Below are 24,648 nucleotides of genomic sequence, written 5' to 3'. Positions count from 1 at the left end.
CGGTGAATATCGGTATCGGGACGGCTCTATGCCAGCCCCATCGCTGCCTCGTGACGCCGCCAGCCCTCATAGACGGCGGCCGCGATCGTTCCGGTCGAGTCTAGCGGGTCGTAGCGGGCGCCTTCAAGCTTGCCCTGGAAATGGTGCACAGCGCCGTAGCGCTTCAGCGCCTCCAGGAACTTCGCCAGCTTGCCGTGGCCGCCATGCGGTTCGAACACCAGGATCGGTGCGCCGGTCGCCGCTGCCTCGCCGATCATGTTGGTGGAGTCGGCGGTGGCGACGATGGCGTCGGCATTGGCGAGCAGCGGCACGTAAGGATTGGCGCCGGAGCCGTCCCACCACCAGCCGCCATGGCGGCGGAAGACCTCGCCGATGGCTGCGTCGAGCGCCGGCGGGGTGCGGCGCGAGCGCGAGCCCATCAGCGCAACGCCGGAAGCGGCGAGCGCGTCGAGTTCGCGGGCAAAGCGCTCGATGTCCTCCGGCCGGAAGCTGTGGTGCCGGCTGTCGCCGCCGACCAGCACGGCGGCGCGGGGCGAGGGCAGGGCGACGATCTCAGGCGGCGGCGCGGCGCGGGCTGCCGCCAGGGCGCCCGGCGCGAGCCGGTGCGGCGAGGTGATCGTGACCAATACGTTCTCGCCGCGCAGGGGGTCGTGCTCGGAGACCCAGATCAGGTCGGCGGTGCCGGCGCCGGTGCGCGGGTCCTTGAGGAAGACGGTGAAGGTCGCCCCGTTCGAGGCCTTCTTGACCGCGCGCAGATAGGCGACGGCGCGCCGGCCGGAGGCGATGGCGATGTCGGGGAAGGGCGGCCGGATCGGGCTGCCGGGCCGATCCGGCGCCTCGCGAGGGTCGATCGGTCCCCGCGGCATCAGCCAGCTCCAGGGCTTGCCGGGATTGATCCGGCGGATCTCGGGGGCGACGCCGATCCGCTCGGCAACACCGAGGCACTGGACCTCGTCGCCGGCCTTGCCGTCGGTCAAAACCCAGAGGGAAGGCGTCTTTTCTGTCGGCACGGCGGGTTGGCCCGGGATTGACGTGGTCGACGCCTTGTAACGCGTCGATGGCCCGTCTACACCAGCGCGGCTCTTTTTCAGGAGGATTTGTGCGCGCCAAACTCGACGAGATCGATCTCCGTATCCTGACGGAGCTGCAGAGCGACGGGCGCATGACCAATGTCGAGCTCGCGAGCCGGGTCGGCATCTCGCCGCCGCCTTGCCTGCGGCGCGTGCGCGCACTCGAGGAGGCCGGCGTCATCACCGGCTACCGGGCGCTGCTCGACGAGCGCAAGCTCGGCATCGAGGTGGTCTGCTTCGCCTTCGTCCATCTCGCCAGCCAGGCTGAGGCCGACCTCGCCACCTTCCAGGAGCGGATCCGCGGCTGGTCGCTGGTGCGCGAATGCTGGACGCTGTCGGGCGACATCGACTTCATCCTCAAATGCGTCGCGACCGATCTGAAGGCTTTCCAGGACTTCGTCGCCGACCTGACGGCGCTGCCGAATGTCCGCAATGTCCGCACCGCGCTGGCGCTCGACCGGGTCAAGGACGCGCCGATCGCGCCGCTTTAGCGCCGAAAGCGGCGGACATGGCAGCGATCATTCGTCGGGCCGTCTCCGAGGATCTGTCGGAGCTCCTCGCGCTCTATGCCGAACTCAGCGTCGGCGACCAGCTGCCGACGCCGGAGGCCGCGGCTGCGACCTGGGCCCAGCTGCTCGGCAACGAGATGATCAGCATTCTCGTCGCGGAACAGGACGGCCGTGCGGTCGCGAGCTGCGTGCTGGTGACGGTGCCAAATCTGACACGCAATCAAAAGCCTTTCGCCCTGATCGAGAACGTCGTCACGTCGACGGCGATGCGGGGGCGCGGACTCGGGAAGCGGATCATCCGTGCCGCCATCGACGAGGCTTGGGCTGCCGGCTGCTACAAGGTGATGCTGATGACGGGGCGCACAGATCCCGGTGTGCTCGCCTTCTACGAAGCATGCGGCTTCCAGCGCGGCAAAACGGCGTTCCAGATCCGGCGAGACATGGCCTGACCGGCATCGTTCAGCTGTCGAGATAGCGCCTGATCCATTGCGCGTTGTTCGCGACCAGAGCCTCGATCCGCCGTTGGTCGACATCCGGCAGATACCAGGCGCCGCTGAAGCTTGGCGCCATGATGGACATGATGGGATAGCGGGCAAGCTCGCGGCCGTCAGCGCCGATCAGCACCGCCTCGCTTTCCAGCGTGTCGTTGCCGAGCGTCGCCGCCGCGCCGCCGGCATAGCTCGTCAGATAAAGCCCGGTGACGGTGACCTGCAGGGTCGCATCGTGCCTGCTGCCCGCGCGACGGACGCCGGCGAGCTCGCGCTCCAGCATCGGCTTGATCCGGGCGGCGGTGGCGCTCTGTCCCTTGGCCGCGAGCGGCCTGGTGTCGACATGAATCGCGCCGATCGCGACCGGAGGAGCAGTCTGCCCGGTCGTCTGGCAACCCGCCAGGGCCGTGGCGCCAAAGCCGATCAGAATGGTGCGGCGCGCGAGCATGGCCTCAGGCACCAAGATAGCGCTTGATCCACAAGGCATTGCTCTCGAGCAGAGCGGCGACGCGGCGCTCGTCGATGTCCGGCCGATACCAGGCGCCTCCGGAATTGGACGGCAGCATCGAACGGATATTGTGGCTGACGACCAGGCGGCCGCGGTCGATCACGTCGGCGACGGTGTCCATATCGTCGTTGCCGCCACCGCTGCCATCGCCGGCCATGCCGCCACCCGCGGCGCTGGCGAGCCAGAGGCCTTCGACGGTGACGAGCAGGGTCGGTCCACCGCGCCGGCGCAGCGAGACGAGCTTTTGAGCGAGTTCCAGTTCGAGCGCGCGGCCGATTCGCGGCGCGTTCTCGCCCCAGCCCTGCGGGCCTAGACGGCGCGCATCGACACGGATCGCGCCGATGGCGACGCCCTGAGCCGAAGCTGAGAACGAAACGAGCCCGCCGGCAGCGAGCGCGGCGGACCCGGTGAGAAAAGCGCGGCGCGTGGTCATGGAGCAGTCTCCGGCGGCAGGCAGACTCCTAATCTAGGAGTTGCCGCCGGGCTGGCCAAGTCGCTCCGCTCGCTTAGCGGAAGGCGACGTTAATGACCTCATAGGACTTGCCGCCGCCGGGCGTGTTGACCTGGACGGAATCGCCGACCTTCTTGCCGATCAAGGCGCGCGCAATCGGCGAGCCGATCGAGACCTTGCCGGATTTCACATCCGATTCCGGCTCGCCGACGATCTGGTAGAGCTTCTTCTCCTCGGTGTCGTCGTCGATCAGGGTGACGGTCGCGCCGAACTTGATCGTGTCGCCGCCGAGCTTGCTGACATCGATGATGTCGGCGCGGCCGATCAGCGATTCCAGCTCCATGATGCGGCCTTCGTTCAGCGACTGGGCTTCCTTGGCGGCATGATATTCGGCGTTCTCCGAGAGATCGCCCAATGCGCGCGCCTCGGCGATCGCCGTGATGATACGCGGGCGCTCGACCTGCTGGCGCTGCTTCAACTCGACTTCCAGGGCGGCGAAACCGCCAGCCGTCATGGGAACCTTGTCCATCGTTCCGTCCCAGTTACAAAAAAACGAATACACGCGCCGGCTTTAGCCGACGCGTCCGCTTCGCTTCCGATCGTCAGAAAACTACTTCGCCGCGCGGCCGGTCAGGCGGCGCGGGCGAAATAGGATTGCAGCGACCTCACTTCGAGATCGCCGCTGCAATAGGCCTTGATGCCCTCCGCCGCGGCGATCGCTCCGGCCAAGGTGGTATAATAGGGCACCTTGTGCAAGAGGGCCGCCCGGCGCAGCGAGCGCGAGTCCGCCAGCGCCTGTGGACCGTCAGTGGTATTGAAGACCAGCTGGATCTCGCCGTTCTTGATCGCATCGACGACGTGCGGGCGGCCTTCCAGCACCTTGTTGATCTTGCTGGCGCGGATGCCGTGCTCCTGGAGCAGGCGCAGCGTGCCGCCGGTCGCGACGATCCGGAAGCCGAGCTCGGCCAGGATCGCCATGGAGGGCAGGATGCGCGGCTTGTCCTCGTCACGCACCGAGACGAAGACCGTGCCCTTGACCGGCACCTTCGAGCCGGCGCCGAGCTGGCTCTTGGCGAAGGCGACGTCGAAGGAGCGGTCGAGGCCGATGACCTCGCCGGTCGAGCGCATCTCCGGCCCGAGCAGGACGTCGACGCCGGGGAAGCGGGCGAAGGGGAACACCGCCTCCTTCACGCCGACATGCTGGAGCTTCTCCTGCTTCAGATTGAAGCTCGCGAGCTTCTCGCCGGCCATCAGCCGGGCCGCGATCTTGGCGATCGGCTGGCCGATCACCTTGGCGACGAAGGGCACCGTGCGCGAGGCCCGCGGGTTGACCTCAAGCACGTAGATATCGCCGTCCTTGATGGCGTATTGCACGTTCATCAGGCCGCCGACGTCGAGGGCAAGCGCCATCGCCTTGCTCTGGCGCTCGAGCTCGGCGATCAGCTCCGGCGAGAGCGAGCGCGGCGGCAGCGAGCAGGCCGAATCGCCGGAATGGATGCCGGCCTCCTCGATATGCTCCATGATGCCGGCGATGAACGCCTCCTTGCCGTCGCAGAGGCAGTCGACGTCGACCTCGATCGCATCCGACAGATAGCGGTCGAACAGCAGCGGGTTCTTGCCGAGCACGGTGTTGATCTGGCCGGTCTTGTCGTTCGGGTACTTGGCCTTGACCTCGGAGGGGATCAGCGAGGGCAGGGTGCCGAGCAGGTAGTCCTCGAACATCACCTCGTCGCGGATGATCGCCATGGCGCGGCCGCCGAGGACGTAGGACGGGCGCACCACGAAGGGCAGGCCGAGCTCGGCCGCGATCATGCGCGATTGCTCGACCGAATAGGCGATGCCGTTCTTCGGCTGCTTGAGATGCAGCTTGTCGAGCAGGCGCTTGAAGCGGTCGCGGTCCTCGGCGAGGTCGATCGCGTCGGGCGTGGTGCCTAGGATCGGGATGCCGGCCTCTTCCAGCGCATGCGCCAGCTTCAGCGGAGTCTGGCCGCCGAACTGGACGATGACGCCGTGCAGCGTGCCGTTCTGCTTCTCGGTCTCGAGGATCTCGAGCACGTCCTCGGCGGTCAGCGGCTCGAAATAGAGCCGGTCCGAGGTGTCGTAGTCGGTCGAGACCGTCTCGGGGTTGCAGTTGACCATGATGGTCTCGTAGCCGGCGTCGCGCAGGGCGTAGCAGGCATGGCAGCAGCAATAGTCGAACTCGATGCCCTGCCCGATGCGGTTCGGCCCGCCGCCGAGGATGACGACCTTCTTGGCGTCCGAGGGCTTGGCCTCGTCGGCTGGCGCGCCGGCGAACGGCATGGCGTAGGTCGAGTACATATAGGCGGTCGGCGAGGCGAACTCGGCGGCGCAGGTGTCGATGCGCTTGTAGACGGGGCGCACCTTCAGCGAGCGGCGCAGTGTCCGGACCTCGGCCTCACTCTTGCCGGAGACGGCGGCGAGGCGCTTGTCGGAGAAGCCCATTGCCTTGAGCTGGCGGAAGGCGATCGGCGTCTGCGGCAGGCCGTATTTGCGGACCTTTTCCTCTGCGTCGACGATGCCGCGCATCTGCTCCAGGAACCAGGGATCGATCTTGCAGCTCTCGTGAATCTGCTCGTCGGTGAAGCCGAAGCGCATCGCCTGCGCGACATGGAGGATGCGGTCCGGCGTCGGGACCGAGAGTGCGGCTTTGATCGCGTTCCTATCGTCGCCGTGGCCCATGCCCTCGACCTCGATCTCGTCGAGCCCGTCGAGCCCGGTCTCGAGCGAGCGCAGCGCCTTCTGCAGCGATTCCTGGAAGGTGCGGCCGATCGCCATGGCCTCGCCGACCGACTTCATCGCGGTGGTCAGCGTCGGCTCGGAGCCCGGGAACTTCTCGAAGGCGAAGCGCGGGATCTTGGTGACGACATAGTCGATCGTCGGCTCGAAGGAGGCCGGGGTGGCGCCGCCGGTGATGTCGTTCTCGATCTCGTCGAGCGTGTAGCCGACGGCGAGCCGGGCCGCGACCTTGGCGATCGGGAAACCGGTCGCCTTCGAAGCAAGAGCAGACGAGCGCGAGACGCGCGGGTTCATCTCGATGACGATCATCCGGCCGGTCTCGGGATCGACGGCGAACTGCACGTTCGAGCCGCCGGTCTCGACGCCGATCTCGCGCAGCACCGCCAGCGAGGCGTCGCGCATGATCTGGTATTCCTTGTCGGTCAGCGTCAGTGCCGGGGCGACGGTGATCGAATCACCGGTGTGGACGCCCATCGGGTCGAGGTTCTCGATCGAGCAGACGATGATGCAGTTGTCCGCCTTATCGCGGACGACCTCCATCTCGTATTCCTTCCAGCCGAGGACGCTTTCCTCGATCAGAATCTCGCTGGTCGGCGAGGCGTCGATGCCGCGCTCGCAGATCTCGATGAACTCGCTCTTGTTGTAGGCGATGCCGCCGCCGGTGCCGCCCATGGTGAAGGACGGGCGGATGATCGTCGGCAGGCCGATATCCTCCAGCGCCTCGAGCGCGGCGCCGAGCGTCTTGACGTGATGCGAGCGCGGGGTCGAGAGGCCGATCTTGGTCATCGCCTCGCGGAAGCGCTCGCGATCCTCGGCCTTGTCGATCGCGTCGGCGGTGGCGCCGATCATCTCGACATCGAACTTCTCCAGAACGCCCATCTTCTGCAGCGAGAGAGCGCAGTTGAGCGCGGTCTGGCCGCCCATGGTCGGCAGCAAAGCGAAGCCGCCGGCTAAGACATTGCGCTCCTTCTCGATGATCTTGGCGACGATCTCGGGCGTGATCGGCTCGACATAGGTCGAATCGGCCAGTTCCGGATCGGTCATGATCGTCGCCGGGTTCGAGTTGACCAGGACGATGCGGTAACCCTCGGCCTTCAGCGTCTTGCAGGCCTGGGTGCCGGAATAGTCGAACTCGCAGGCCTGGCCGATGATGATGGGGCCCGCGCCGATGATCAGGATCGTCTTGATGTCTGTGCGCTTGGGCATGGCTCGACCGGTTCCGTGCGGGCGCGCGCAGCCCGTCCGATCGAAAGGAGCGGAGGCCGGCGAGCGCCCAAAGATGAATGCTAGGCGCTCGCTATAGACGCCGGGAGCGGCGGGGGGAAGCGGAAAGCGCTTCTTCCTGTCATGCGCGCACAGCTGGCGCATTTCTCCCTTTGCGCAGTTGAGCCGCGGCAAGCGGGGTATAGCATCCGCTTCCGCGATGGCGTCGAGCCGGTTCGCGTCAGCTCCGGCCACGCCCTCCCCAACCAGAGGAGCTTGGCCATGCGTGAGTCCGATCCGCAGAAACTCGATGCCTTGGTGGGACGCCTCGTCGGAGACGTTGGAGCCTGCGTCACCGGCTCGCTCATCGTGCTCGGCGATCAGCTCGGTCTCTACAAGGCGATGGCCGATGGGAAGCCGGTCACGGCGGCGGAACTCGCCGGCAAGACGGGTCTCAAGGAACGCTATGTCCGCGAATGGCTCTCGGCGCAGGCCGCGGCCGAATATGTCGACTATGATGAGGGCAGCGACAGCTTCAGCCTGTCGCCGGAGCAGGCCATGGCCTTCGCCGAGGAGGGCAGCCCGGCCTTCTTCGCCGGCGCCTTCGAGATCGTCCAGTCGATGTGGGTCGATGAGCCCAAGGTCGAGGACGCCTTCAGGACCGGCGCCGGCCTGGGTTGGCACGAGCACAGCAACTGCCTGTTCCGCGGCACCGAGCGCTTCTTCCGGCCGGGCTACAACACCAATCTGGTGAGCAGCTGGATTCCGGCGCTGGACGGCGTTCAGGCCAAGCTCGAAGCGGGCGCGGTCGTCGCCGATGTCGGCTGCGGCCATGGTGCCTCGACCATCCTGATGGCGCAGGCCTATCCGAAGTCGCGCTTCTACGCCTTCGACTATCATGGCCCCTCGATCGAGAAGGGCAGGGAGGCGGCGGACAAGGCCGGGGTCGGCGACCGCATCGTCTTCGAGCGGGCGAGTGCCAAGGACTTCCCGGCAGCAAGCTATGATCTCGTCGCCATGTTCGATTGCCTGCACGACATGGGCGATCCGGTCGGGGCCGGCCGCCATGTCAGGGAGACGCTGGCGCCGGACGGCACCTGGATGATCGTCGAGCCCTTCGCCCACGACAATCTGAAGCAGAACCTCAATCCTGTCGGCCGGATCTTCTACGGGGCCTCGACGATGATCTGCACGCCAGCCTCGATGGCGCAGGAGGTCGGGCTGGGGCTCGGCGCGCAGGCCGGCGAGATGCGTTTGCGCAAGGTCGCGCTCGACGCCGGCTTCACCCGCTTCCGCCGCGCCACCGAGACGCCGTTCAACATGGTGTTCGAGGTCCGGGCCTGAGTCTGACGCCTGCGAACCCTGTTTCGCTCGCTTCTACAAGAGCCCCGCTCGCTCTGCGAGTGAGCGGGCCATGCGCGCTTACTTCTTGCGGGGCGCGCCATTTGGCGAATTCTATTGCTAATGCAAACCAGTTGCATTTACTTTGAAGGGAGCGATCAGGGCCGAAAGAGAAGGAGTGCACATCATGCAGACGACGATCCCGGTCACCACGCCGGCTTTGGCTCCGCTCTGCGAGGTGCGCTCCATCCTGAAAGGCGCCTGCCTGCGGCCGACGCGCCAGCGCCTCGCGCTCGGGCGCGTGCTCTTCGCCGACCGGCACCGGCATGTCGCCGCCGAGGACCTGTTCCGTGATGTCGTGGTCAGCGGCGAGCCCTTGTCGCTGGCGACGGTCTACAACACGCTCAGGCAATTCTGCGCCGCCGGATTGATCCGCGAGGTCGCGACGCAGGGCGGTCGTTCGCAATACGACACCAGTGCCGGCGACCATCATCACTTCTATGTCGAGGAGGAGGACCGGCTGATCGACATCCCCGGCGAGACGATCCGGCTCGACCGGCTGCCGGCGCCGCCTATAGGTCATCGCATCGTGGCGGTGGATGTCCTCGTCCGGTTGAGACGCGTGCCAGCTCCGGATCGGGAGATCGCTCCGTGAACGCGACGTTGCTGCCGCCGGGGCCGGTGCCTGTGGTGATCGACGATTCGGAGTGGACCCGGCTGACCGGCGCGGCCAACGATGCCTTCGCCGGCCAGCAGCTCTGCGAAGCACTCAGTCTTTATCGGGACGCCCTGGCCGAGGCGGAGCGCCTGTTCCGCAATGCCGAGATCGCCGGCTCTTCGATTCCGGCGGCGACGATCTACGTGATCTCCTGCCAGAACCTGGCGGAGGTGGCACGGCGGACCGGCGAGCCCGAGGCGGTTGAGAGGTGGCTGCTGCAGGCCTTCGAGCGGCTGGCCGCTGCGGCAGAATCGCCCGCCGCGGCGCTCAGCCTCCGGCTCGACTGCATGCGCGACCTGAAATTCGCCTTCCTCAACCTGGTCGAGGGGCGGCGCGAGGATGTGGCGTTCCACCCGGAGATGGAGCGCCTGGTCGTCCGCGGACGCGGTGTCGTCGCCTGCGTCATGGGTGTGGTCGAGCGGCTGGCGACCTTGCCAGTCCGCGAACTCAGGCTGCTCGACAGCGCTACAGGGCGGCCGTCCTGAGCGCCTGCGCGGCAGCGCGCTTGCGCCGCTGCGTCGCGATCAGCAGCAGGCCGAGCGCGCCGAGTTCGCAGGCGGCGCCGACGAAGCCGAGCTCCCAGGAGGCGCCATGGCGCAGCACCTGCTGGCCGAGTGCCGCGCCGGCGGCGATGCCGACATAGAGCGCCGAGGCATTGAGCGAGAGCGCGACCACGACGGCATCCGGGGCCATCGCGGCGAGCCGCGACATCTGCGAGGGATGCCCCGCCCAGCCGGCACCGCTCCAGATCATCAGGATCACCGGCAGGACGAAGATCGCCACGGCAGGGGGCAGCGTCACCGCGACGAGAGAGGCGGCGGCGAGCGAGGCGGCGAGCAGGCTGAGCACGAAGGTCAGGGTCGGCACCGGGCCGAAGCGATCGCTGGCCTGGCCGCCGAGCTGGTTGCCCAGCGCGGAGCCGATGCCGGTGACGACCAGCGTCGCGCTCAGCCAATGGCCAGAGATGCCGGCATGGGCCGAGAGAAAGGGCGCGACATAGGTGTAGAGCGTGAAGGCGCCGGTGGTCCAAAGCGCGGTGGTGCCGAGCGCCAGCAGCACGTCGCCGCGACGCGCCACCTGCAGCCGCTCGGCGAGGGTGTTGGCGCCGCGCGGCAGGCCGGCGGGCATCTTGAACAGCAGGCCGGCAAGCGCGAGCGCGCCGAACAGCGCCACGACCAGGAAGGGGAAATGCCAGCCGAGCGTGGCGACGGCGGTGCCGAGCGGCACGCCGAGGATCAACGAGACGGTCATGCCGCCGGTGACCAGCGCGATGGCGCGGGCGCGGCGCTCGGGCGGCACCAGCGCCACGGCGACGGCGTTCGCCGCCGGCATGAACACGCCCGAGCCGAGCGCCATGACGATGCGCGCCAGCATCAGCCAGGCGAAGTCGCTGGTGAAGGCGGCGAGAAGATTGGCGAGGGTGAAAACGGTGAGCGAGCCGACCAGCACGAGCTTGCGGTCGAGATTGCCGAACAGGGTCGAGAGCACCGGCGAGCCGATGGCGTAGGCGATGGCGAAGATCGAGATCAGCAGGCCGGCCGTGTCGACGCTGACGCCGAAGGCGGCGGCGAGGTTCGGCAGGATACCGGTGATGACGAGGCTGCCCGTGCCGATGGCGAAGGCGCCGCCGGCCAGCAGAAGGAGACGAATGTCCATGGCAAAGGGCTCCGTGGGGAGGTGCCGACTATTTCAATGATCGTTGAATCATGGGCATCGGCCGGCCATGAGTCAATCCTAAATTCAAGGATCATTGAAACTTGTCAGGAGCGGCCGATGCAATTAAGTCGGAGGTGATGAAGCAGCTCTTCCATCCCGAGATCGAGGACGTCCTGCCCGCCGACGTGTTTGCGGCGCTGGGCGATCCGATCCGGCTAGGCATCCTGGTCTCGCTCGCCGATTGCGACGAGATCGACAAGGCGCGCTGCGGCGCCTTCACCGAGCTCGCCTCGCCCTCGCTGCTGTCCTACCATTTTGCCAAATTGCGCGAGGCGGGGATCACGCGTTCGCGGGCGGAGGGGACGGTGCGCTTCCTCAGCATCCGCCGCGAGGAGTTCAACCGGCGCTTTCCCGGCCTGCTCGACAGCGTGATCGAGACGGCAAGGCGCGACCCGTCGGTGCCGCGGATCAAGATCGAGGTTTGAGGTCTTTCGCCGTCTTTCCGGGGCGGACCGCAGGGCCGAGCCCGGAACCCATGAACACGTCCTCTCCAAAGAAAACGCCGTCATTCCGGCCGCAGCGAAGCGGAGCGCCGGAATCCATCGTAGAGTTCGACGCCCTTCGATGGATTCCGGAACTACGCCGCTATGCGGCTTGTCCGGAATGACGGTGCCTGCTTGATCGGGCGTCGTGTTCATGGGTTCCGGGCTCAGGCCTTCGGCCTGCCCCGGAACGACGGTATGCTGGGAGTCAGCCGCAGCAGGGGCATCCGGGCCCGAATACCGCCCGGCTGCCGAGCGCTGCCAGCTTTCCGCGCCAGCCCGGTACCTTCTCCCTGATCCGCGCCATCGTCCGCTCGCGGTTGAGGCGGGTCGGGCGGCCATCTTCCACGACGATCGTGCCGTCGACGATGCTGGTCACCACGTCGCTCGCCCGGGCGTAATAGACCAGCGCGGCATAGTCGCCGTAATAGGGCTGCAGGTGCGGGCGGTCGATGTCGACCATGATCAGGTCGGCCTTCTTGCCTACTTCCAGCGAACCGATCTCGCCCTGCAGGCCCATGACACGGGCGGCTCCGATCGTGTGCAATTCCAGCGCCTGCGCGCAGGAGAGGGCGGTCGGGTTCCCCAGGCGCAGGCGCATGGCGTTGAGGGCGTTGCGCATGCCCTCGAACGGGTCGTTCAGCATCCAGTCGGTGGCAAAGCCGGTCGGGATGCCGCGCGCCATGATGTCTTCCAGCGGCGGATAACGACCGCGGCGCGGATAGATCGTCGGGCAATGCGCGTAGGCCGCACCGCTCTCCTCGACAGCATCGAGATCACCCGGTCCAGCGAAGACGAGATGGGCGAGCACGACATCCGGGCCGAGCATGCCGACATCCCTGAGGAACTCGACCGGCCCGCAGCCATGGGCGGCCTTGATCTGCTCGACCTCGGCGATGCTCTGGGCAGCGTGGATGTGCATGCCGATGCCGAGCCGATTGGCCTCGGCGCGGGCCATGCGTAGCAGCTGCGCCGAGCAGGTGTCGGTGGCGTGCGTGCCGATGCGCGCGGTGATGCGGCCATCGGCGGCACCATGCCAGCGCTCGGCGAAGGTGACGCCGTCGCGCAGACGCTCTTCGCCAATGCCCGGATGGTGGGTGTAGTCGCCGCGCCAGAGCTCGTGCAGGCGGACATCGAAGACCTTGTGGGCGATCTGGGCGCGCAGGCCGCAGGCCTCGACCATCGCGGCGAGCCGGTGCGGCGCATACCAGATGTCGTTGATCGTGGTGATGCCGGCCTGGAGCATGTCGGCGCAGCCGGCCTCGGCCAGCAGCGCCCATTCCTCCTCAGTGATGTCCTTCTCCATCCGGAAGGCGACTTCGAGCAGCGCCGCCTTGGCGGCGTGGTCGTCGGTCTGGCTGCGGAAGACCAGCGAGGCCGCATGCGAATGGCAGTTGGCGAAGCCGGGCAGCACCGCGCGGCCGGCGCCGTCCAGCGTGCGGGCCGGCGCCCAGTGTCCCTCTGGCTGGCGCGGGCCGGCATGGAGGATGCGACCGCCGGCGATCGCGACCTCGCCGTCGGGGATCACCGGCATTCCGGGACTGACCGGATAGAGGAATTCGGCGCGCACCAGGAGGTCGATCGCGGTCATGGTGCGGGCTCCTCCATCGGCATGAACGAGCGAGCTTAGGGCGCGCGCTGTGGAAGGCCAGCGACGTGCCTGCACGGCAGCCTTGCGTCCGCAATCCGCTCTCGCTATGAAATGTTACAACGTAACAAAATATGAGATCCGAGATGGACTCCCGCCTTCCCGTCACAGTGCTTTCCGGCTTTCTCGGCGCCGGCAAGACGACGCTGCTCAACCACGTCCTCAACAACCGCGAGGGCCGCAAGGTCGCGGTCATCGTCAACGACATGAGCGAGGTGAACATCGACGCCGACCTCGTGCGCTCGGGCGGCGGCGATCTCTCGCGCACCGACGAGAAGCTCGTCGAGATGAGCAATGGTTGCATCTGCTGCACCTTGCGCGACGACCTGCTGGCCGAGGTCGGCCGGCTCGCGCGCGACGGGCGCTTCGACTACCTCCTGATCGAGGGCACCGGCATCGCCGAGCCGCTGCCGATCGCCGCGACCTTCGAATTCCGCGACGAGGACGGCTTCTCGCTCTCCGATCTCGCCCGGCTCGACACCATGGTGACGGTGGTCGATGCGGTGAACCTGCTCAGGGATTACGGCTCGCGCGATTTCCTGCGCGAGCGCGGCGAAACGGCAGGCGAGGGCGACGAGCGCACTTTGGTTGATCTCCTGGTCGAGCAGATCGAGTTCGCCGATGTCGTCGTGCTCAACAAGGTCGGCGATGCCGGGCCGGACGCGGTGGCGCAGGCCCGGCTCGTCATTCGGGCGCTCAACCCGGACGCGCGCCTGATCGAGGCCGATTTCGGCCGCGTGGCGCTCGAGCAGATCCTCGATACCGGTCTGTTCGACCATGAGAAGGCGCAGGAGCACCCGCTCTGGCACAAGGAGCTCTACGGCTTCAAAGACCATGTGCCGGAGACCGAGGAATACGGCATTTCCTCCTTCGTCTATCGAGCACGCCGGCCGTTCCACCCGGAAAAATTCAACGCCTTCCTGGCGCAGAGCTGGCCGGGGCTGATCCGGGCCAAGGGCCATTTCTGGCTGGCGACGCGGCCGGAATGGGTCGGCGAGATGTCGCTCGCCGGCGCGATCTGCCGGACCGAGGCGATGGGCTTCTGGTGGGCGGCGGTGCCGCGCCCGCGCTGGCCCGACCATCCGGACTGGCGCGCCATCCTGAACCGGCACTGGCATTCGGTATGGGGCGATCGCCGGCAGGAGCTGGTCTTCATCGGCGCAGGGATGGACGAACAGGCCATCCGCGCCGGACTCGATGCCTGCCTGCTCGGCGAGACGCCGACCATCGCCTTCAAGCCCGAGCGCTACCGCCACTTGCCCGACCCGTTCCCGGCCTGGCGCCGGGCGACTGCCGCCTGAGACCTCCCCTTGTTGTCTTCCCTGGAGACTGCCATGCGTCCGCTTTCCCTGTTGTCCTCGCTCGCCATTTCGGCCGTGCTTTCGAGCCTGCCGGCCCTTGCCCATGACCATGCCGTGCTGCGCGGCCGCCTGGTCTTCGCCGACCATGAGAAGCCGGTCGTGCGCGTGCTCGATCTCGACACCGGCGAGGTCACCCACAGCTTCGACGTGCCCAAGGCCAATCCCGGCTTCGCCACCGCGCAGGGCGGCCGTTTCGTGGTGATCAAGACCGGCGACGATGCCGGCACGATCCGCTTCCTCGACACCGGCCTGACGATCGAGTCGCATGGCGACCACAACGACATCGAGAAGGGGCCGGTGAAACTCACCGACCTCGTGCTGACCGGCCAGAAGCCGGCCCATGTCATCTCGGGCCATGGCCAGCTCGCGCTGTTCTATGACGGCATCCGCCCATGGGACGGGCAGAGCACGGCGAAGGCGGTGCTGGTCGCGATCAACGACCTTTCCAAGGACAAGCCGGCGCTGACGGAATGGCCGAGCCCGGGGCCGCAACATGGCATCGTCGTGCCGCTGGGCGAGGGGCGCTGGCTGATGTCGGTGCCGAACCCGGTCTATGTGAAGGGCGAGGACAAGAGCGCCTCGTCGCGGCCAGATGGGTTCGAGATCCTCGACCGGACCAAGGGCGGCTGGGCCAGGCTCGCGACCTTCAACGACCTGGCCAAGCCCGACGCCTCCTGCAAGCTCTATCACGGCCATGCCGCCGCCGATGGCCGCCATGTCTTCGGCTGCGCCGAGGGGGAGGGCGGCGGCATGCTGGTGCTGTCGCAGGCCGGCGCCAAGTTCAGCGCGCACAAGCTCGCCTATCCCGACGGGCGCCGGATCAGCGCGATCAAGGCAAAGGCGGGGGCCAAGTTCATGGTCGCCAATTACGGCAAGACCTCGCCCTATGACGGCCTCATCCGGGTCGATCCGACCGCCAAGTCGCTGACCTCGGCCGATGTCCTGCCGGTGCCGGGCGGCCAGTCGGCTTGCCAGTTTGAGCTTTCCGCCAATGGCCGGCGGCTCGCCAATCTGACGCCGGACGGCAAGCTTCGGGTCTATGACGTCGCCGCCTGGAAGGAACTCGCCAGCTTCGACGCCGTGCCGGCCTTCGACTGCCAGTACGGCGCCAGGACGCCGACGCCCTCGCTCGCGGTGATCGGCGGCAGCGCTTATGTCAGCGATCCCACGAGTGGCCGCATCCGCGAATACAATCTCGAGACGCTGAAGCAGGCGCTCGACCTGCCGGTCGAGGGCATGCCGGCCAATCTCGCCGGCAGCGATGCGGGCTGACTAGCCTGTAGGCTTCCGTTCAGCATCCGGGCTATAGGCATCCCGGATGCTGAACCGTCTTCCCCGCCACACGCGCCAGGTCATCGCCTATGCCTTTTCGGGCGTGATGGCGGCGGTCGCGCATTACGGATTGCTGATCGGCCTGGTCGAGCTCGGCGGGGCTGATCCTGTTGCGGCCTCGCTCGCCGGCTTCGTGCTCGGCGGCATCGTCTCCTACGCGCTGAACCGCTGGCTGACCTTCGAGGCGACACGCAGCCATGGCGAGGCGAGCTGGCGCTTCGGCCTGATCGCCTTCGGCGGCTTCCTGCTCACCGGGGTGCTGATGCACCTCTTCGTCAAGGTCGCCGGTTTGCCCTATCTGCCGATGCAGGTGGTCACCACGCTGATCGTGATGGTCTTCACCTTCGCCGGGCACAAGTTCTTCTCCTTCGCCGATCGCGAAGGGGTGTGATCAGGCCTGGCCGGCGGCGTAGAGCGCCCAGCCGACCAGCAGCAAGGTCGCAAAGCTCGCGACCGTGCGGACATGGTTCCACAGTGTCCACGGGCGGGAATAGTTCTGCCAGAGCGTCCGCGCCGCCTCGGGATCGGTGGGGATCGTGGCGATGGCGAGCGCCTCGTTCATCGGCACGTTGGCGACGATGGTGAGCAGGAAGGCGCCCACCAGATAGACGATGGCGGCGAGCGCCAGTAGCAGCGCGACCTGCCCGGCACCCAGTTTCCACCACAACCCGGCGGCGATCAGCGCCACGACTGGCGTGCCGAAGAAGGCCGGGAAGAAGATGGCGTTGCGCACGACGATGTTGATGCTCTGCATCGAGGCGATCGCGGCCTTCGGATCGACCGCGTCGAGCGCCCACATCACCGACATCGAATAGGCATAGAAGAAGCCGGCCATGGCGCCGGCCAGAACCAAAGCGATGAGAGTGACTGCAAGCGCGAGCGAGGTCATGGCGTCGAAACCTCCGATGCGAGCGGCTTCCTGGCCGAGAAGGCCATGCGATGCGGGTTATGGCCGAAATTCGTAGTGCGTGTGACGCCCTTGAAGCCGGCCGCCTCAATGAGCGCAGTGATGCCGACGGCGCTGTAGGTCGAGAGCCCGTACTGGGCGCGCAGCTTGCGGTAGTCCGAGAAGACGGTGCGGACCAGCCCGCCGAGCGCCGCGACGAGGAAGCCGCCGCGCCAGGCGAAGCCGAGCAGCTCGGTCGCGTCGGTCAGGGGCGAGAGATCGGGCGGGATCACGTCGGCGAGGATGAGCTCGCCGCCGGGCTTTAGCTTCGCGAGCCAGGTGGCGAGTGCCCGTTTCAATTCGTCTTCGCTCAGATACTGGATCAGCGAATTGGCGACGACGAGGTCGAGCGAATCATCCGGCAGCGCCTCGACTTCTTCCGGTGAGACCACAGAGAGATTGGCGAGCGCGCCGAAACGGGCGCTCAGCCTGTCCCGAACGGTTGGCGCCGCCTCGCACAGGATCAGCTTGCCGCAAGCGGCGGCGACGAGATCGGCCGAGAGCGCCTCGCCGCAGCCGACATCGAGCACGGCGGCGGCCCTGGTGGGTACGGCTGCGGCGATATCCTGCGCGATGCGGCGATAATGCAGGGCCTTATGGCGATCGGAAACATAGATCGCATGCTCGCCATTCCAGAAATCACGCCAGGACATCGGGTCTCCGTATCGAGAATAGCGCGGGCAGGCGCCTTAGCCCTAAGCCCTAGCATGACCGCGGCGACTGTGGAGTCAGGTTGATTGCACGCAGGGTTTGTGCTGCCTCAGACGAGCCAATAGCCTGCGCCGACCGACCGGAGCCTGCCCGACCATGCTGCTGTTGCCGAAATTGCTGAAGCGTTCGATCCGCAAGGGACGCTTGACCGTCATCGCTCCGGACGGAAAGAGGCATGTCTTCGGGCCGGGGCGGACCGAGTTCAGCTTCGCCGGCAAGCCCGTGGTCGCCGGCGAGGTGACGGTACGCTTCAAGGATACCAGGATCGAGCGCGAGCTCTTCCTCAATCCCGAGCTGGCGCTGGCCGAAGGTTATATGGACCAGCGGATCGAGTTCGAGGACGGCTCGACCATCCATGACCTTCTGACGCTGTTCTGGATCCAGCGCAGCGAATTGCGCAAGCACCCGCTGCAGGCGGCGATCCGCAAGGTGCGCTTCAAGATCAGGCGCTGGCGGATGCACAATCCGCTCGGCGTCGCCGGCAAGAAGGTCAAGCACCACTACGACATCCCGACCAAGTTCTACCGGCTCTGGCTCGACGAGACGATGACCTATTCCTGCGCTTATTGGCATTCTCCGGACGTCGGCTTGGAGAACGCGCAGAAGGCCAAGCTCCGGCACCTCGCCGCCAAGCTGAAGATCGAGCCCGGCATGCGTGTGCTCGACATCGGCTCAGGCTGGGGCGAACTCTCGATCTATCTCGCTAGGGCTTGCGGGGCGAAGGTGACCGGGCTCAACGTCTCGCCCGACCAGATGGCGGCGGCGCAGAAGCGCGCCGAGGCCGCCGGCGTCGGCGATGCCGTCAGCTTCATCAACAGGGATTATCGCGAGCTGACCGGGAGCTTCGACCGCGTCGTCTCGGTCGGCATGATGGAACATGTCGGCGTCGCGCATTACCTCGAATATTTCGAGACAATCCGCGACCTCATGACTCCCGACGGGATCGCGCTCGTCCACTGCATCGGCCGCGTCGGCCCGCCCGGCTTCACCGGTCCGTTCTTCGACAAATACATCTTCCCCGGCGGCTATGCGCCGGCGCTGTCGGAGGTCTTCGCCGCGGTCGAGCAGACCGGGCTCTGGCATTCCGACTGCGAGTTCTGGCGCCGCCACTACCACTGGACGCTGGAAGCCTGGCGCGAGCGCTTCATGGCGCACCGGCCGGAGGTGGTCGCCATGCTGGGCGAGCGCTTCGCCAGGATGTGGGAGTTCTACCTCAGCGCCTGCTCGATCTCCTTCGACATCGGCGGTGACATGGTCTTCCAATTGCTGCTCGGTCCGCACAAGAGCGCCGTGCCGGTGATCCGGGACTACATCACCGATGCCGAAGCCGAGCTGGAAAGGCGGGGCTTCTGACGATGGCCGGACAGGTGCTGATCGAGCAGGTCTCGGACCTGCTGCGCGAGGTTGCGGCTGAAGTGGTGATGCCGCGCTTCCAGAAACTGGGCGAGACGGAAGTCCGTGTGAAATCGCCGGGCGAGGAGGTCACCATCGCCGATGAGGAGGCGGAACGGCTGCTCAATCTCCGGCTGCCTGCGCTGCTGCCGGGATCGCGGGTGATCGGCGAGGAGGCTGTCTCGGCGCAGCCGGAGCTGCTGCAGGGGCTCGGAGAGGGCACGGTCTTCGTCGTCGATCCCGTTGACGGCACCGCCAACTTCGTCAAGGGCAGCCCCTGCTTCTCGATGATGGTGGCGCTGCTGCGCGAGGGCGAGCCCGTCGCCTCCTGGATGCTGAGTCCGGCGACCGGGGCGCTGCATGTCGCCGAGCGCGGCTCGGGCGCCTGGGTCGATGGCAGGCGGATCAGGGTCGGGCAGCCGCCACAATGGACCGGGCTGCGCGGCGGCGTGCTCACCCGCTTCCTGCCGGCCGAGATCACGGCACGAGTACAGGCCAATGGCCGGGACCTTGCCATCACGCCGGGCATGCATTGCGCCGGTGAGGAGTATCCCGCGATCGTGCGCGGCGAGCAGCATTTCGTGATGTTCTGGCGCGGCCTGCCCTGGGACCATGCGCCGGGCACGCTCTTCCTCGAAGAGGCCGGCGGCCGGGCGGCCCGCTTCGACGGACGCCCCTATCGGCCGGCTGAAGAGGGCTTCGGCATCCTGGCGGCGCAAACGCCGGAGCTGTGGGGCGAATTGCAGCGGCGGCTGTTCGCGGAGGCCTGAGACCGACCGACGAGAGAAAGCCTCTCGCCGGCTTGCACCGCGAGGGTTTGAGGCAGAACGCCATCCGAGGGAGGCGCGGGGCCAAGGCGGCGTCGCAGTCGACGGCTGCGTGCCGAATGTCGATGTCGATGATGTCGAAGCAGCGCCACTGGCCACCGCCCGAACCCCGCGCGCGGTTCTCTTTTGAGTTCTCGTCATCTGTTTATGTCCGGCGGGACCGGGACCGCATGTCCCGAACGACGACAACCCTCCGCAGCTACTTTGGACCCGCAACAGTCCTTTCGCATACGGACACCGCTCTCCCGCCCGGCCTCATGATGCCTCGCGAAGCCCCCTCGGTTCGGGCGGGACAGGGAGAAGCATAAAGCAGGTTTCAGGGGCGGGGATTGATTGGGGATTTGTCCCCGTCGGCTCGACCGTCATGCTCGCCCTTGTGGCGAGCATCTAGGTCTTGAACACAGCATTGGCGAAGGAAGACGTGGATGGTCGGGACAAGCCCGACCATGACGGGGAGGGGAAAGCTTTGCTGCCAGGGATGGTTTTGCCGGCGCGGCACCCCTGCCCCTCTCCTTCCAGGAGAGGGGTTCTGCGTCGCGGTTCCGTAGATGCTTGCCAGGCCGAGCGCCGCACGCATCCTCAAAACTAAGGAATTGACCTAAGTATTGAGTCCGGCTATCGATGCCGCCGGCGGAGGCGGCGGAGGCGGCGGAGGCGGCGGAGGCGGCGGAGAGAAGGGCATCGTGACACTGCAAATCGGATCCAACGCAGCGCAGGCGACCAGTCCGGTCGTTGTCGACCAGATCTTCCGGGCCCTGTCGGACCCGACGCGACGCAATGTGCTGGAGCGCCTCACCACGCGGCCGGCCTCGGTCAGCGAGCTCGCTGCGCCCTACAAGATGGCCCTGCCGTCCTTCGTCGAGCATCTGAAGGTGCTCGAAACCAGCGGCCTGGTGCGCTCGCACAAGGCCGGGCGCGTCAGGACCTATGAGCTGGCCGCCGACCAATTGAAGCTCGCCGAGGACTGGCTCGGGCGCCAGCGCAATCTGTGGACGCGCCGGCTCGACCGCTTCGACGCCTACGTCATGAGCCTGAAGGAAGAGGAGAACAAATGACCTTGCCCGCGATCACGATCAATCCCGAGCTCGACCTTGTGCTCGACCGCAAGCTCGATGTCCCGGTCGAGCTGGTCTGGCGTGCCTGGACGACGCCGGAGCACCTGCGCAACTGGTTCGCGCCCAAGCCGTGGGTGATCACCGCCTGCGACCTCGATCTGCGGCCCGGCGGCGCGATCAACTTCACCATGCGCTCGCCCGAGGGTGAGGAGTATCCCAACACCCAGTGCTATCTCGAGGTGAAGCCGCTGGAGCGCCTGATCATGACCGATACGCTGCTCGGCGGCTATCGGCCATCGCCGAACCCGTTCTTCACCGCCATCCTGGACCTCGCCAGGGACGGCAACGGCACGCATTACCGGGCCGTCGCCATCCATGGCAGCGATGCCAGCCGCAAGCAGCATGAAGAGATGGGCTTCCACGAGGGCTGGGGGACGGTCGTCAGCCAGATGGTCGAGTACATCAAGGCCGGGCGCCTCCAGTCCTGACGGCGGCAGCAGCCTATCAAACCTGAAGGCAGCGCTTCGCGCTGCCTCCTTCGCCTGGAACGGGCCTCTCTCGCGCAGGACTCAGCCCGCCGGCATCGCCGCCATGTCGGCGAAGACGGCCTCGAAGGTGTGGCCGTCAGCGTCCTCGAAGGCGCGGTTGTAGAGCCAGCCGAGATCGGTCGCCGGGCGCGGATCGGCCTTGCCACCGGCGGCGGCTGCTGCTGCGACGGTCGCATCGACCTCCGCGCGGCTGTCGAGCGTGAGCGCGAGCAGGACCTGTGCACCGGCATGGGCGTCGGCGACCGGCTTTTGCGTGAAGGTCGCGAAATAGTCGCGGCTCAGCAGATGGAACACGATCGCCTCCGACCAGACCATGCTCGAGGCCTGGTGATCGCTGAAGGCGGCGTTCTGCGTGCAGCCGATCGCCTCGTAGACGCGGGTCGCGGCGGTAAGATCGGTGACGGGCAGGTTGACGAAGAGCATCTTGGGCATGGTGGTTCTCCTTGGAACGTGGGGGAGCGTCAGAGGTTCTGCTGCAGGATCCGCCCGTTCGGGTGGACGCAGATCAGCTCGAGCCGGCCTTCGCCGACATTCTCGAAGCGATGCGGGATGTCGGGCGCCGCGACGACGACGTCGCCGGGATAGCCGCGCGTCCTTTCGCCCCCGACGGTGAACTCGGCCTCGCCCTTCCGGACGATCCAGGTCTCGGAATAGGGGTGGACGTGCAGCATAGAGCCCTGGCCCGGCTCGGCATCGACGATGAAGAACGAGACCGGGCCGCCGAGCGCCTCGCCCTCGAAACGCACCGTGCGGTTGGCGCCGCGCTGCTGATCTTCGGACCGAAGGACGTTGAACATAGCTGCCTCCCTGGCTGTGCGGCATGAATTATCTTTGCAGGAAGATATCTAGCCGAGAGATATCTTCTCGTCAAGATAAATATCTTGATGCCAAGATACCTTGGCGGGCGGCGACATGGCGTGTATGTCTGCCTGCTAGTCTCCCAACAGCCAAGGCGCTGAAATGACAGACGAATCGCAGCATCGAGATGGCGCGATGGAGGACCATGTGGACCGGTTGCGTCGGCAATGGGCGCATGAGCTGCCCGATCTGAACACCGAGCCGATGGCGATCCTCGGCCGTGCCTTCCGGCTCGGCAACATGGTCCGGCCGAGCATCGAGGCGACCTTTGCGAGCTTTGGGCTCGATCGCGGCGAGTTCGACGTGATCGGGACGCTGAAGCGCTCCGGGCCGCCCTATCGGCTGACGCCGACGGAGATGTACGCGCTCCTGATGATCTCCTCGGGCGGGCTGACCCATCGGCTCGACCGGCTGGAGAAGGCCGGGCTGATCCGGCGCGAGAAGTCGGTCAAGGACGGGCGCAGCGTGCAGGTGGCGCTGACCGAGGCCGGGGCGGCGCTGGCCGAGCAGGCTTTTCGCACGGACATGGCGAGCGAGCTGGCCTTCCTGCAGCCGCTTGATGTGCAGGAGCGGGAGATGCTGGCCGGGTTATTGCGGAAGCTGATCCTCGGGATCGAGAAGCAGGCCAGTGAAGAGGGGCCGGCAGCGGAGTGACCCTCACCGTCATGCTCGCCCTTGTGGCGAGCATCCACGTCTTGAACACCACTTACGATCGATGAGGCGAAGACGTGGATGGTCGGGACAAGCCCGACCATGACGACAAGGGTGATTGCTCAGCGCTTCAAATTGACGAGCACCACGCCGGCCAGGGCCATGGCGCCGCCGATCAGGCCGAGCATGGTCGGGATCTCGCCGAGCCAGAGGAAGCTGATCAGCATCGCCGCCGGCGGCACGCAGTACTGGAAGTTGGCGGCGCGCGCGGCCGGCAGGCGCGACAGGGTGATCGCCCAGGTGCCGTAGGCGACGACGCTCGAGACGAGGGCAAGCCAGACCACCGACCAGATCGCCTGCGACGGAGCGGCCGGCAGCTGCTCCAGCGCGCCGGGCAGGAAGGGTGTCAGCGCAAGGCCGCCGAGCGTCATGTTCCAGGCCGCGACGGTGAGCGGCTTGTGGCGGGCAAAGAGCGGCTTCTGCACCACGGTCGAGACCGAGTTGCACAGGGCGGCGCCGAGGATCAGCAGCACACTGACGCCGATATTGAGATCGAGCCCGTTGCCAACAGCGATCACGCCGATGCCGGCGAAGGCGAGCGCAGTGCCGGCCCAGGCAAGCGCGCTGAAGCGCTCGTTCAGGACCAGCATGGCGAGCGCCGCCGTCATGATCGGGTTGGTGTTGATGATGAAGCTCGCCGCGCCCGCCGGGACGACGCGCTGGCCGAGATTGAGGAAGATCGCATAGAGCGCGATGAAGACGATGCCGCCGGTGAGGAAGCGCCAGATATCGGCGCGCTCGGGCAGCTTCGGGCGCGTCACGACCAGGAAGAGCGCCGCGAACACGCCGGCGATGGCAAAGCGCAGCGCCGCCAGTTCGAGCGCGCCGAAGCCGGAAAGGCCGGCCCGGATCGCCGGGAAGGAGGAGGCCCAGGCGATCACGGTGAAGGGGATGGTGAAGAGCAGCATGGCATCGAGGGTGGAGCCGGGCCTTGTGGGGGCGGCAGAGGGGACGGTTGTCATGGCAGGCCTCAAAGGCTGGTGACGGTTCGCCTTCGGATAAGCGCCTCGGCGAGCTGATTGACAAACGAGTAATTCAATGACGAGCTGTGAGCATGGATCACAGCTCGCCACTTCCGCCATTGGACACGCTGCGTGCTTTCGAGGCCGCCGCCCGCTCCGGCAGTTTTTCGGCCGCAGCGGAGGCCCTGAACCTCACCCATGGCGCGGTCTCGCGGCAGGTCGCCAAGCTCGAGCACTGGCTCGGCCTGCGGGTGTTCGAGCGCCAGGCCCGCGGCGTCGCGCTGACGCCGGAGGGACAGCGCCTGTTCCAGCGCACGCAGGAGGCCTTCTCGGTCTTTGCCGATTCCTCCGACCGCTGGAGCGAGCCGCGCGGGGCGGCGGTGGTGCGCTTCAGCGCGACCCCTTCCGTCTGCTCGCTCTGGCTGATGCCGCGCTGGCAGCGTCTGGAGAGCGGTGATCCCGCGGTGCGCATCATGCTGCAGGTCGACCATCGCAAGGTCGATCTCGAAGAGGAGGGCATCGACCTCGCCATTCGCTGCGGCCGCGGTGGCACGCCGGGCCGGGTCTCGGTGCAGCTGTTCGAGGAGTGGTGCTATCCCGTCGCCTCGCCGGAGCTGGCCAGGGCGATCGGCGAAGGCAGGCCGGAGCGCTTCCTCGACCAGCCATTGATCCATGATTCGGATGCTGCCGGCTGGCGCGCCTGGTTCAATGCGCAGGGGCTCGACTTCCGGCCGCGCCAGCAGGACCGGAGGTTCGAGGACTACAATCTCGTGCTCGACGCCGCCGCCTCAGGGCTTGGCGTGGCGCTGTCGCGCCCGCCTTTGGCGCAGGCGCAGGTCGATGCCGGGCGGATCGTCAGGGTCGACCAGCGTACGGCGCTCAACCCGGTCTCCTACTGGCTCGACCGGCCGATGGGCCAGCCGCGGCCGGCGGCGGTGGCGCTGGCGACCAGGATCGCGCATGAGGCCGGGCTGTCGGCGAGCAAGCTCGGGGGCTTCCTGCGGCAGGAGGCCAAGGCGGCCTAGGGGCTGCACAAGGCGCGGCCTGCGATTGT

General features: G+C 67.0%; 27 protein-coding genes. 15 read left to right on the top strand and 12 right to left on the bottom strand.

The window, feature by feature from the left end:
* Window positions 1-26 precede the first annotated feature (26 nt).
* Window positions 27-1,010, bottom strand: coding sequence for a mitochondrial fission ELM1 family protein (locus AC07O0_RS11610; protein ID WP_494623091.1), 984 nt, complete (start codon window positions 1,008-1,010; stop codon window positions 27-29).
* Between the two features lie 89 nt (window positions 1,011-1,099).
* Here AC07O0_RS11610 and AC07O0_RS11605 point away from each other — a divergent pair, with 89 nt between their 5' ends.
* Entirely contained in the window at window positions 1,100-1,561 is a 462-nt protein-coding gene (locus AC07O0_RS11605; protein WP_454024607.1) for an Lrp/AsnC family transcriptional regulator, read from the top strand.
* A 17-nt stretch (window positions 1,562-1,578) separates the two neighbouring features.
* Window positions 1,579-2,028 (top strand): GNAT family N-acetyltransferase, encoded by a 450-nt coding sequence (locus AC07O0_RS11600; protein WP_494623088.1) that lies wholly within the window; start codon window positions 1,579-1,581, stop codon window positions 2,026-2,028.
* A 10-nt stretch (window positions 2,029-2,038) separates the two neighbouring features.
* Here the strand turns inward: AC07O0_RS11600 and AC07O0_RS11595 are convergent, their stop codons facing one another.
* The 4 genes from AC07O0_RS11595 to carB all read right to left on the bottom strand — a co-directional run bounded on the left by AC07O0_RS11595 (window position 2,039) and on the right by carB (window position 6,989).
* Entirely contained in the window at window positions 2,039-2,515 is a 477-nt protein-coding gene (locus AC07O0_RS11595; protein ID WP_494623086.1) for a hypothetical protein, read from the bottom strand.
* Between the two features lie 4 nt (window positions 2,516-2,519).
* A complete protein-coding gene (locus AC07O0_RS11590; protein ID WP_494623084.1) occupies window positions 2,520-3,008 on the bottom strand; it encodes a hypothetical protein in 489 nt (162 codons plus the stop codon).
* A 73-nt stretch (window positions 3,009-3,081) separates the two neighbouring features.
* Window positions 3,082-3,555 (bottom strand): transcription elongation factor GreA, encoded by a 474-nt coding sequence (gene greA, locus AC07O0_RS11585; protein ID WP_454024604.1) that lies wholly within the window; start codon window positions 3,553-3,555, stop codon window positions 3,082-3,084.
* Between the two features lie 101 nt (window positions 3,556-3,656).
* Window positions 3,657-6,989 carry a carbamoyl-phosphate synthase large subunit gene (carB, locus tag AC07O0_RS11580; protein WP_494623082.1) on the bottom strand — a complete coding sequence of 1,111 codons (3,333 nt, stop codon included), beginning with the start codon at window positions 6,987-6,989 and terminating at the stop codon, window positions 3,657-3,659.
* Window positions 6,990-7,268: 279 nt separating this feature from the next.
* On the opposite strand from carB, the gene AC07O0_RS11575 reads away from it, so the two are divergent.
* From AC07O0_RS11575 to AC07O0_RS11565, 3 genes are all read left to right on the top strand, one after another.
* Entirely contained in the window at window positions 7,269-8,330 is a 1,062-nt protein-coding gene (locus tag AC07O0_RS11575; protein ID WP_494623080.1) for a methyltransferase domain-containing protein, read from the top strand.
* A gap of 184 nt (window positions 8,331-8,514) precedes the next feature.
* Entirely contained in the window at window positions 8,515-8,982 is a 468-nt protein-coding gene (gene irrA / locus AC07O0_RS11570) for an iron response transcriptional regulator IrrA (RefSeq protein WP_494623078.1), read from the top strand.
* Window positions 8,979-9,530 (top strand): DUF2753 family protein, encoded by a 552-nt coding sequence (locus tag AC07O0_RS11565; RefSeq protein ID WP_494623076.1) that lies wholly within the window; start codon window positions 8,979-8,981, stop codon window positions 9,528-9,530. Before irrA ends, AC07O0_RS11565 begins: the two co-directional genes overlap by 4 nt.
* Here the strand turns inward: AC07O0_RS11565 and AC07O0_RS11560 are convergent.
* Complete coding sequence (locus AC07O0_RS11560; RefSeq protein WP_494623074.1) at window positions 9,511-10,701, bottom strand: MFS transporter; 1,191 nt, start codon at window positions 10,699-10,701, stop codon at window positions 9,511-9,513. The two genes, AC07O0_RS11565 and AC07O0_RS11560, sit on opposite strands and share 20 nt — an antisense overlap.
* Before the next feature lie 137 nt (window positions 10,702-10,838).
* Here AC07O0_RS11560 and AC07O0_RS11555 point away from each other — a divergent pair, with 137 nt between their 5' ends.
* Complete coding sequence (locus tag AC07O0_RS11555; RefSeq protein WP_110488839.1) at window positions 10,839-11,186, top strand: helix-turn-helix domain-containing protein; 348 nt, start codon at window positions 10,839-10,841, stop codon at window positions 11,184-11,186.
* Window positions 11,187-11,451: 265 nt separating this feature from the next.
* Here the strand turns inward: AC07O0_RS11555 and AC07O0_RS11550 are convergent, their stop codons facing one another.
* Window positions 11,452-12,834 (bottom strand): amidohydrolase family protein, encoded by a 1,383-nt coding sequence (locus AC07O0_RS11550; protein WP_494623071.1) that lies wholly within the window; start codon window positions 12,832-12,834, stop codon window positions 11,452-11,454.
* 143 nt (window positions 12,835-12,977) lie between these two features.
* Between AC07O0_RS11550 and zigA the strand changes: the two genes are divergently transcribed.
* The 3 genes from zigA to AC07O0_RS11535 are packed head-to-tail and all read left to right on the top strand — an operon-like array spanning window position 12,978 to window position 15,975.
* Complete coding sequence (gene zigA / locus AC07O0_RS11545) at window positions 12,978-14,192, top strand: zinc metallochaperone GTPase ZigA (protein WP_494623068.1); 1,215 nt, start codon at window positions 12,978-12,980, stop codon at window positions 14,190-14,192.
* A gap of 33 nt (window positions 14,193-14,225) precedes the next feature.
* Window positions 14,226-15,524 (top strand): YncE family protein, encoded by a 1,299-nt coding sequence (locus AC07O0_RS11540; RefSeq protein ID WP_494623066.1) that lies wholly within the window; start codon window positions 14,226-14,228, stop codon window positions 15,522-15,524.
* 46 nt (window positions 15,525-15,570) lie between these two features.
* The gene (locus tag AC07O0_RS11535; protein WP_494623064.1) at window positions 15,571-15,975 is read left to right on the top strand and encodes a GtrA family protein; all 405 of its coding nucleotides are present in this window, start codon (window positions 15,571-15,573) and stop codon (window positions 15,973-15,975) included.
* On the opposite strand, the gene AC07O0_RS11530 is transcribed toward AC07O0_RS11535, so the two are convergent.
* Window positions 15,976-16,473 carry an anthrone oxygenase family protein gene (locus AC07O0_RS11530; RefSeq protein WP_494623062.1) on the bottom strand — a complete coding sequence of 166 codons (498 nt, stop codon included), beginning with the start codon at window positions 16,471-16,473 and terminating at the stop codon, window positions 15,976-15,978.
* On the bottom strand, window positions 16,470-17,183 hold the full coding sequence (locus AC07O0_RS11525) for a class I SAM-dependent methyltransferase (RefSeq protein WP_494623060.1): 714 nt from the start codon (window positions 17,181-17,183) through the stop codon (window positions 16,470-16,472). Before AC07O0_RS11525 ends, AC07O0_RS11530 begins: the two co-directional genes overlap by 4 nt.
* Before the next feature lie 154 nt (window positions 17,184-17,337).
* On the opposite strand from AC07O0_RS11525, the gene AC07O0_RS11520 reads away from it, so the two are divergent.
* The 4 genes from AC07O0_RS11520 (at window position 17,338) to AC07O0_RS11505 (ending at window position 21,003) form a co-directional block, all read left to right on the top strand.
* Window positions 17,338-18,594 (top strand): class I SAM-dependent methyltransferase, encoded by a 1,257-nt coding sequence (locus AC07O0_RS11520; protein ID WP_494623058.1) that lies wholly within the window; start codon window positions 17,338-17,340, stop codon window positions 18,592-18,594.
* Between the two features lie 2 nt (window positions 18,595-18,596).
* Window positions 18,597-19,403 carry an inositol monophosphatase family protein gene (locus AC07O0_RS11515; RefSeq protein ID WP_494623056.1) on the top strand — a complete coding sequence of 269 codons (807 nt, stop codon included), beginning with the start codon at window positions 18,597-18,599 and terminating at the stop codon, window positions 19,401-19,403.
* 740 nt (window positions 19,404-20,143) lie between these two features.
* Complete coding sequence (locus AC07O0_RS11510) at window positions 20,144-20,515, top strand: ArsR/SmtB family transcription factor (RefSeq protein ID WP_494623054.1); 372 nt, start codon at window positions 20,144-20,146, stop codon at window positions 20,513-20,515.
* Window positions 20,512-21,003, top strand: a complete 492-nt coding sequence (locus AC07O0_RS11505; RefSeq protein ID WP_494623052.1) for an SRPBCC family protein — start codon at window positions 20,512-20,514, stop codon at window positions 21,001-21,003. The genes AC07O0_RS11510 and AC07O0_RS11505 overlap by 4 nt, the downstream gene beginning before the upstream one ends.
* Before the next feature lie 81 nt (window positions 21,004-21,084).
* Here AC07O0_RS11505 and AC07O0_RS11500 read toward each other — a convergent pair whose 3' ends face one another.
* Window positions 21,085-21,495 (bottom strand): VOC family protein, encoded by a 411-nt coding sequence (locus AC07O0_RS11500; RefSeq protein ID WP_494623050.1) that lies wholly within the window; start codon window positions 21,493-21,495, stop codon window positions 21,085-21,087.
* Window positions 21,496-21,524: 29 nt separating this feature from the next.
* Window positions 21,525-21,860 (bottom strand): cupin domain-containing protein, encoded by a 336-nt coding sequence (locus AC07O0_RS11495; protein ID WP_494623048.1) that lies wholly within the window; start codon window positions 21,858-21,860, stop codon window positions 21,525-21,527.
* Window positions 21,861-22,023: 163 nt separating this feature from the next.
* Here AC07O0_RS11495 and AC07O0_RS11490 point away from each other — a divergent pair, with 163 nt between their 5' ends.
* Window positions 22,024-22,575: a MarR family winged helix-turn-helix transcriptional regulator gene (locus AC07O0_RS11490; RefSeq protein ID WP_494623046.1), complete on the top strand. Its 552-nt coding sequence runs from the start codon at window positions 22,024-22,026 to the stop codon at window positions 22,573-22,575.
* Between the two features lie 119 nt (window positions 22,576-22,694).
* On the opposite strand, the gene AC07O0_RS11485 is transcribed toward AC07O0_RS11490, so the two are convergent.
* The gene (locus AC07O0_RS11485; protein ID WP_494623044.1) at window positions 22,695-23,594 is read right to left on the bottom strand and encodes a DMT family transporter; all 900 of its coding nucleotides are present in this window, start codon (window positions 23,592-23,594) and stop codon (window positions 22,695-22,697) included.
* Window positions 23,595-23,686: 92 nt separating this feature from the next.
* Here AC07O0_RS11485 and AC07O0_RS11480 point away from each other — a divergent pair, with 92 nt between their 5' ends.
* Complete coding sequence (locus AC07O0_RS11480) at window positions 23,687-24,619, top strand: LysR substrate-binding domain-containing protein (protein ID WP_494623042.1); 933 nt, start codon at window positions 23,687-23,689, stop codon at window positions 24,617-24,619.
* Window positions 24,620-24,648 lie beyond the last annotated feature (29 nt).

This window comes from Allobosea sp. GW821-FHT10B12 (genome assembly GCF_059415545.1).
This window is presented reverse-complemented; position numbering and strand designations above follow the sequence as displayed.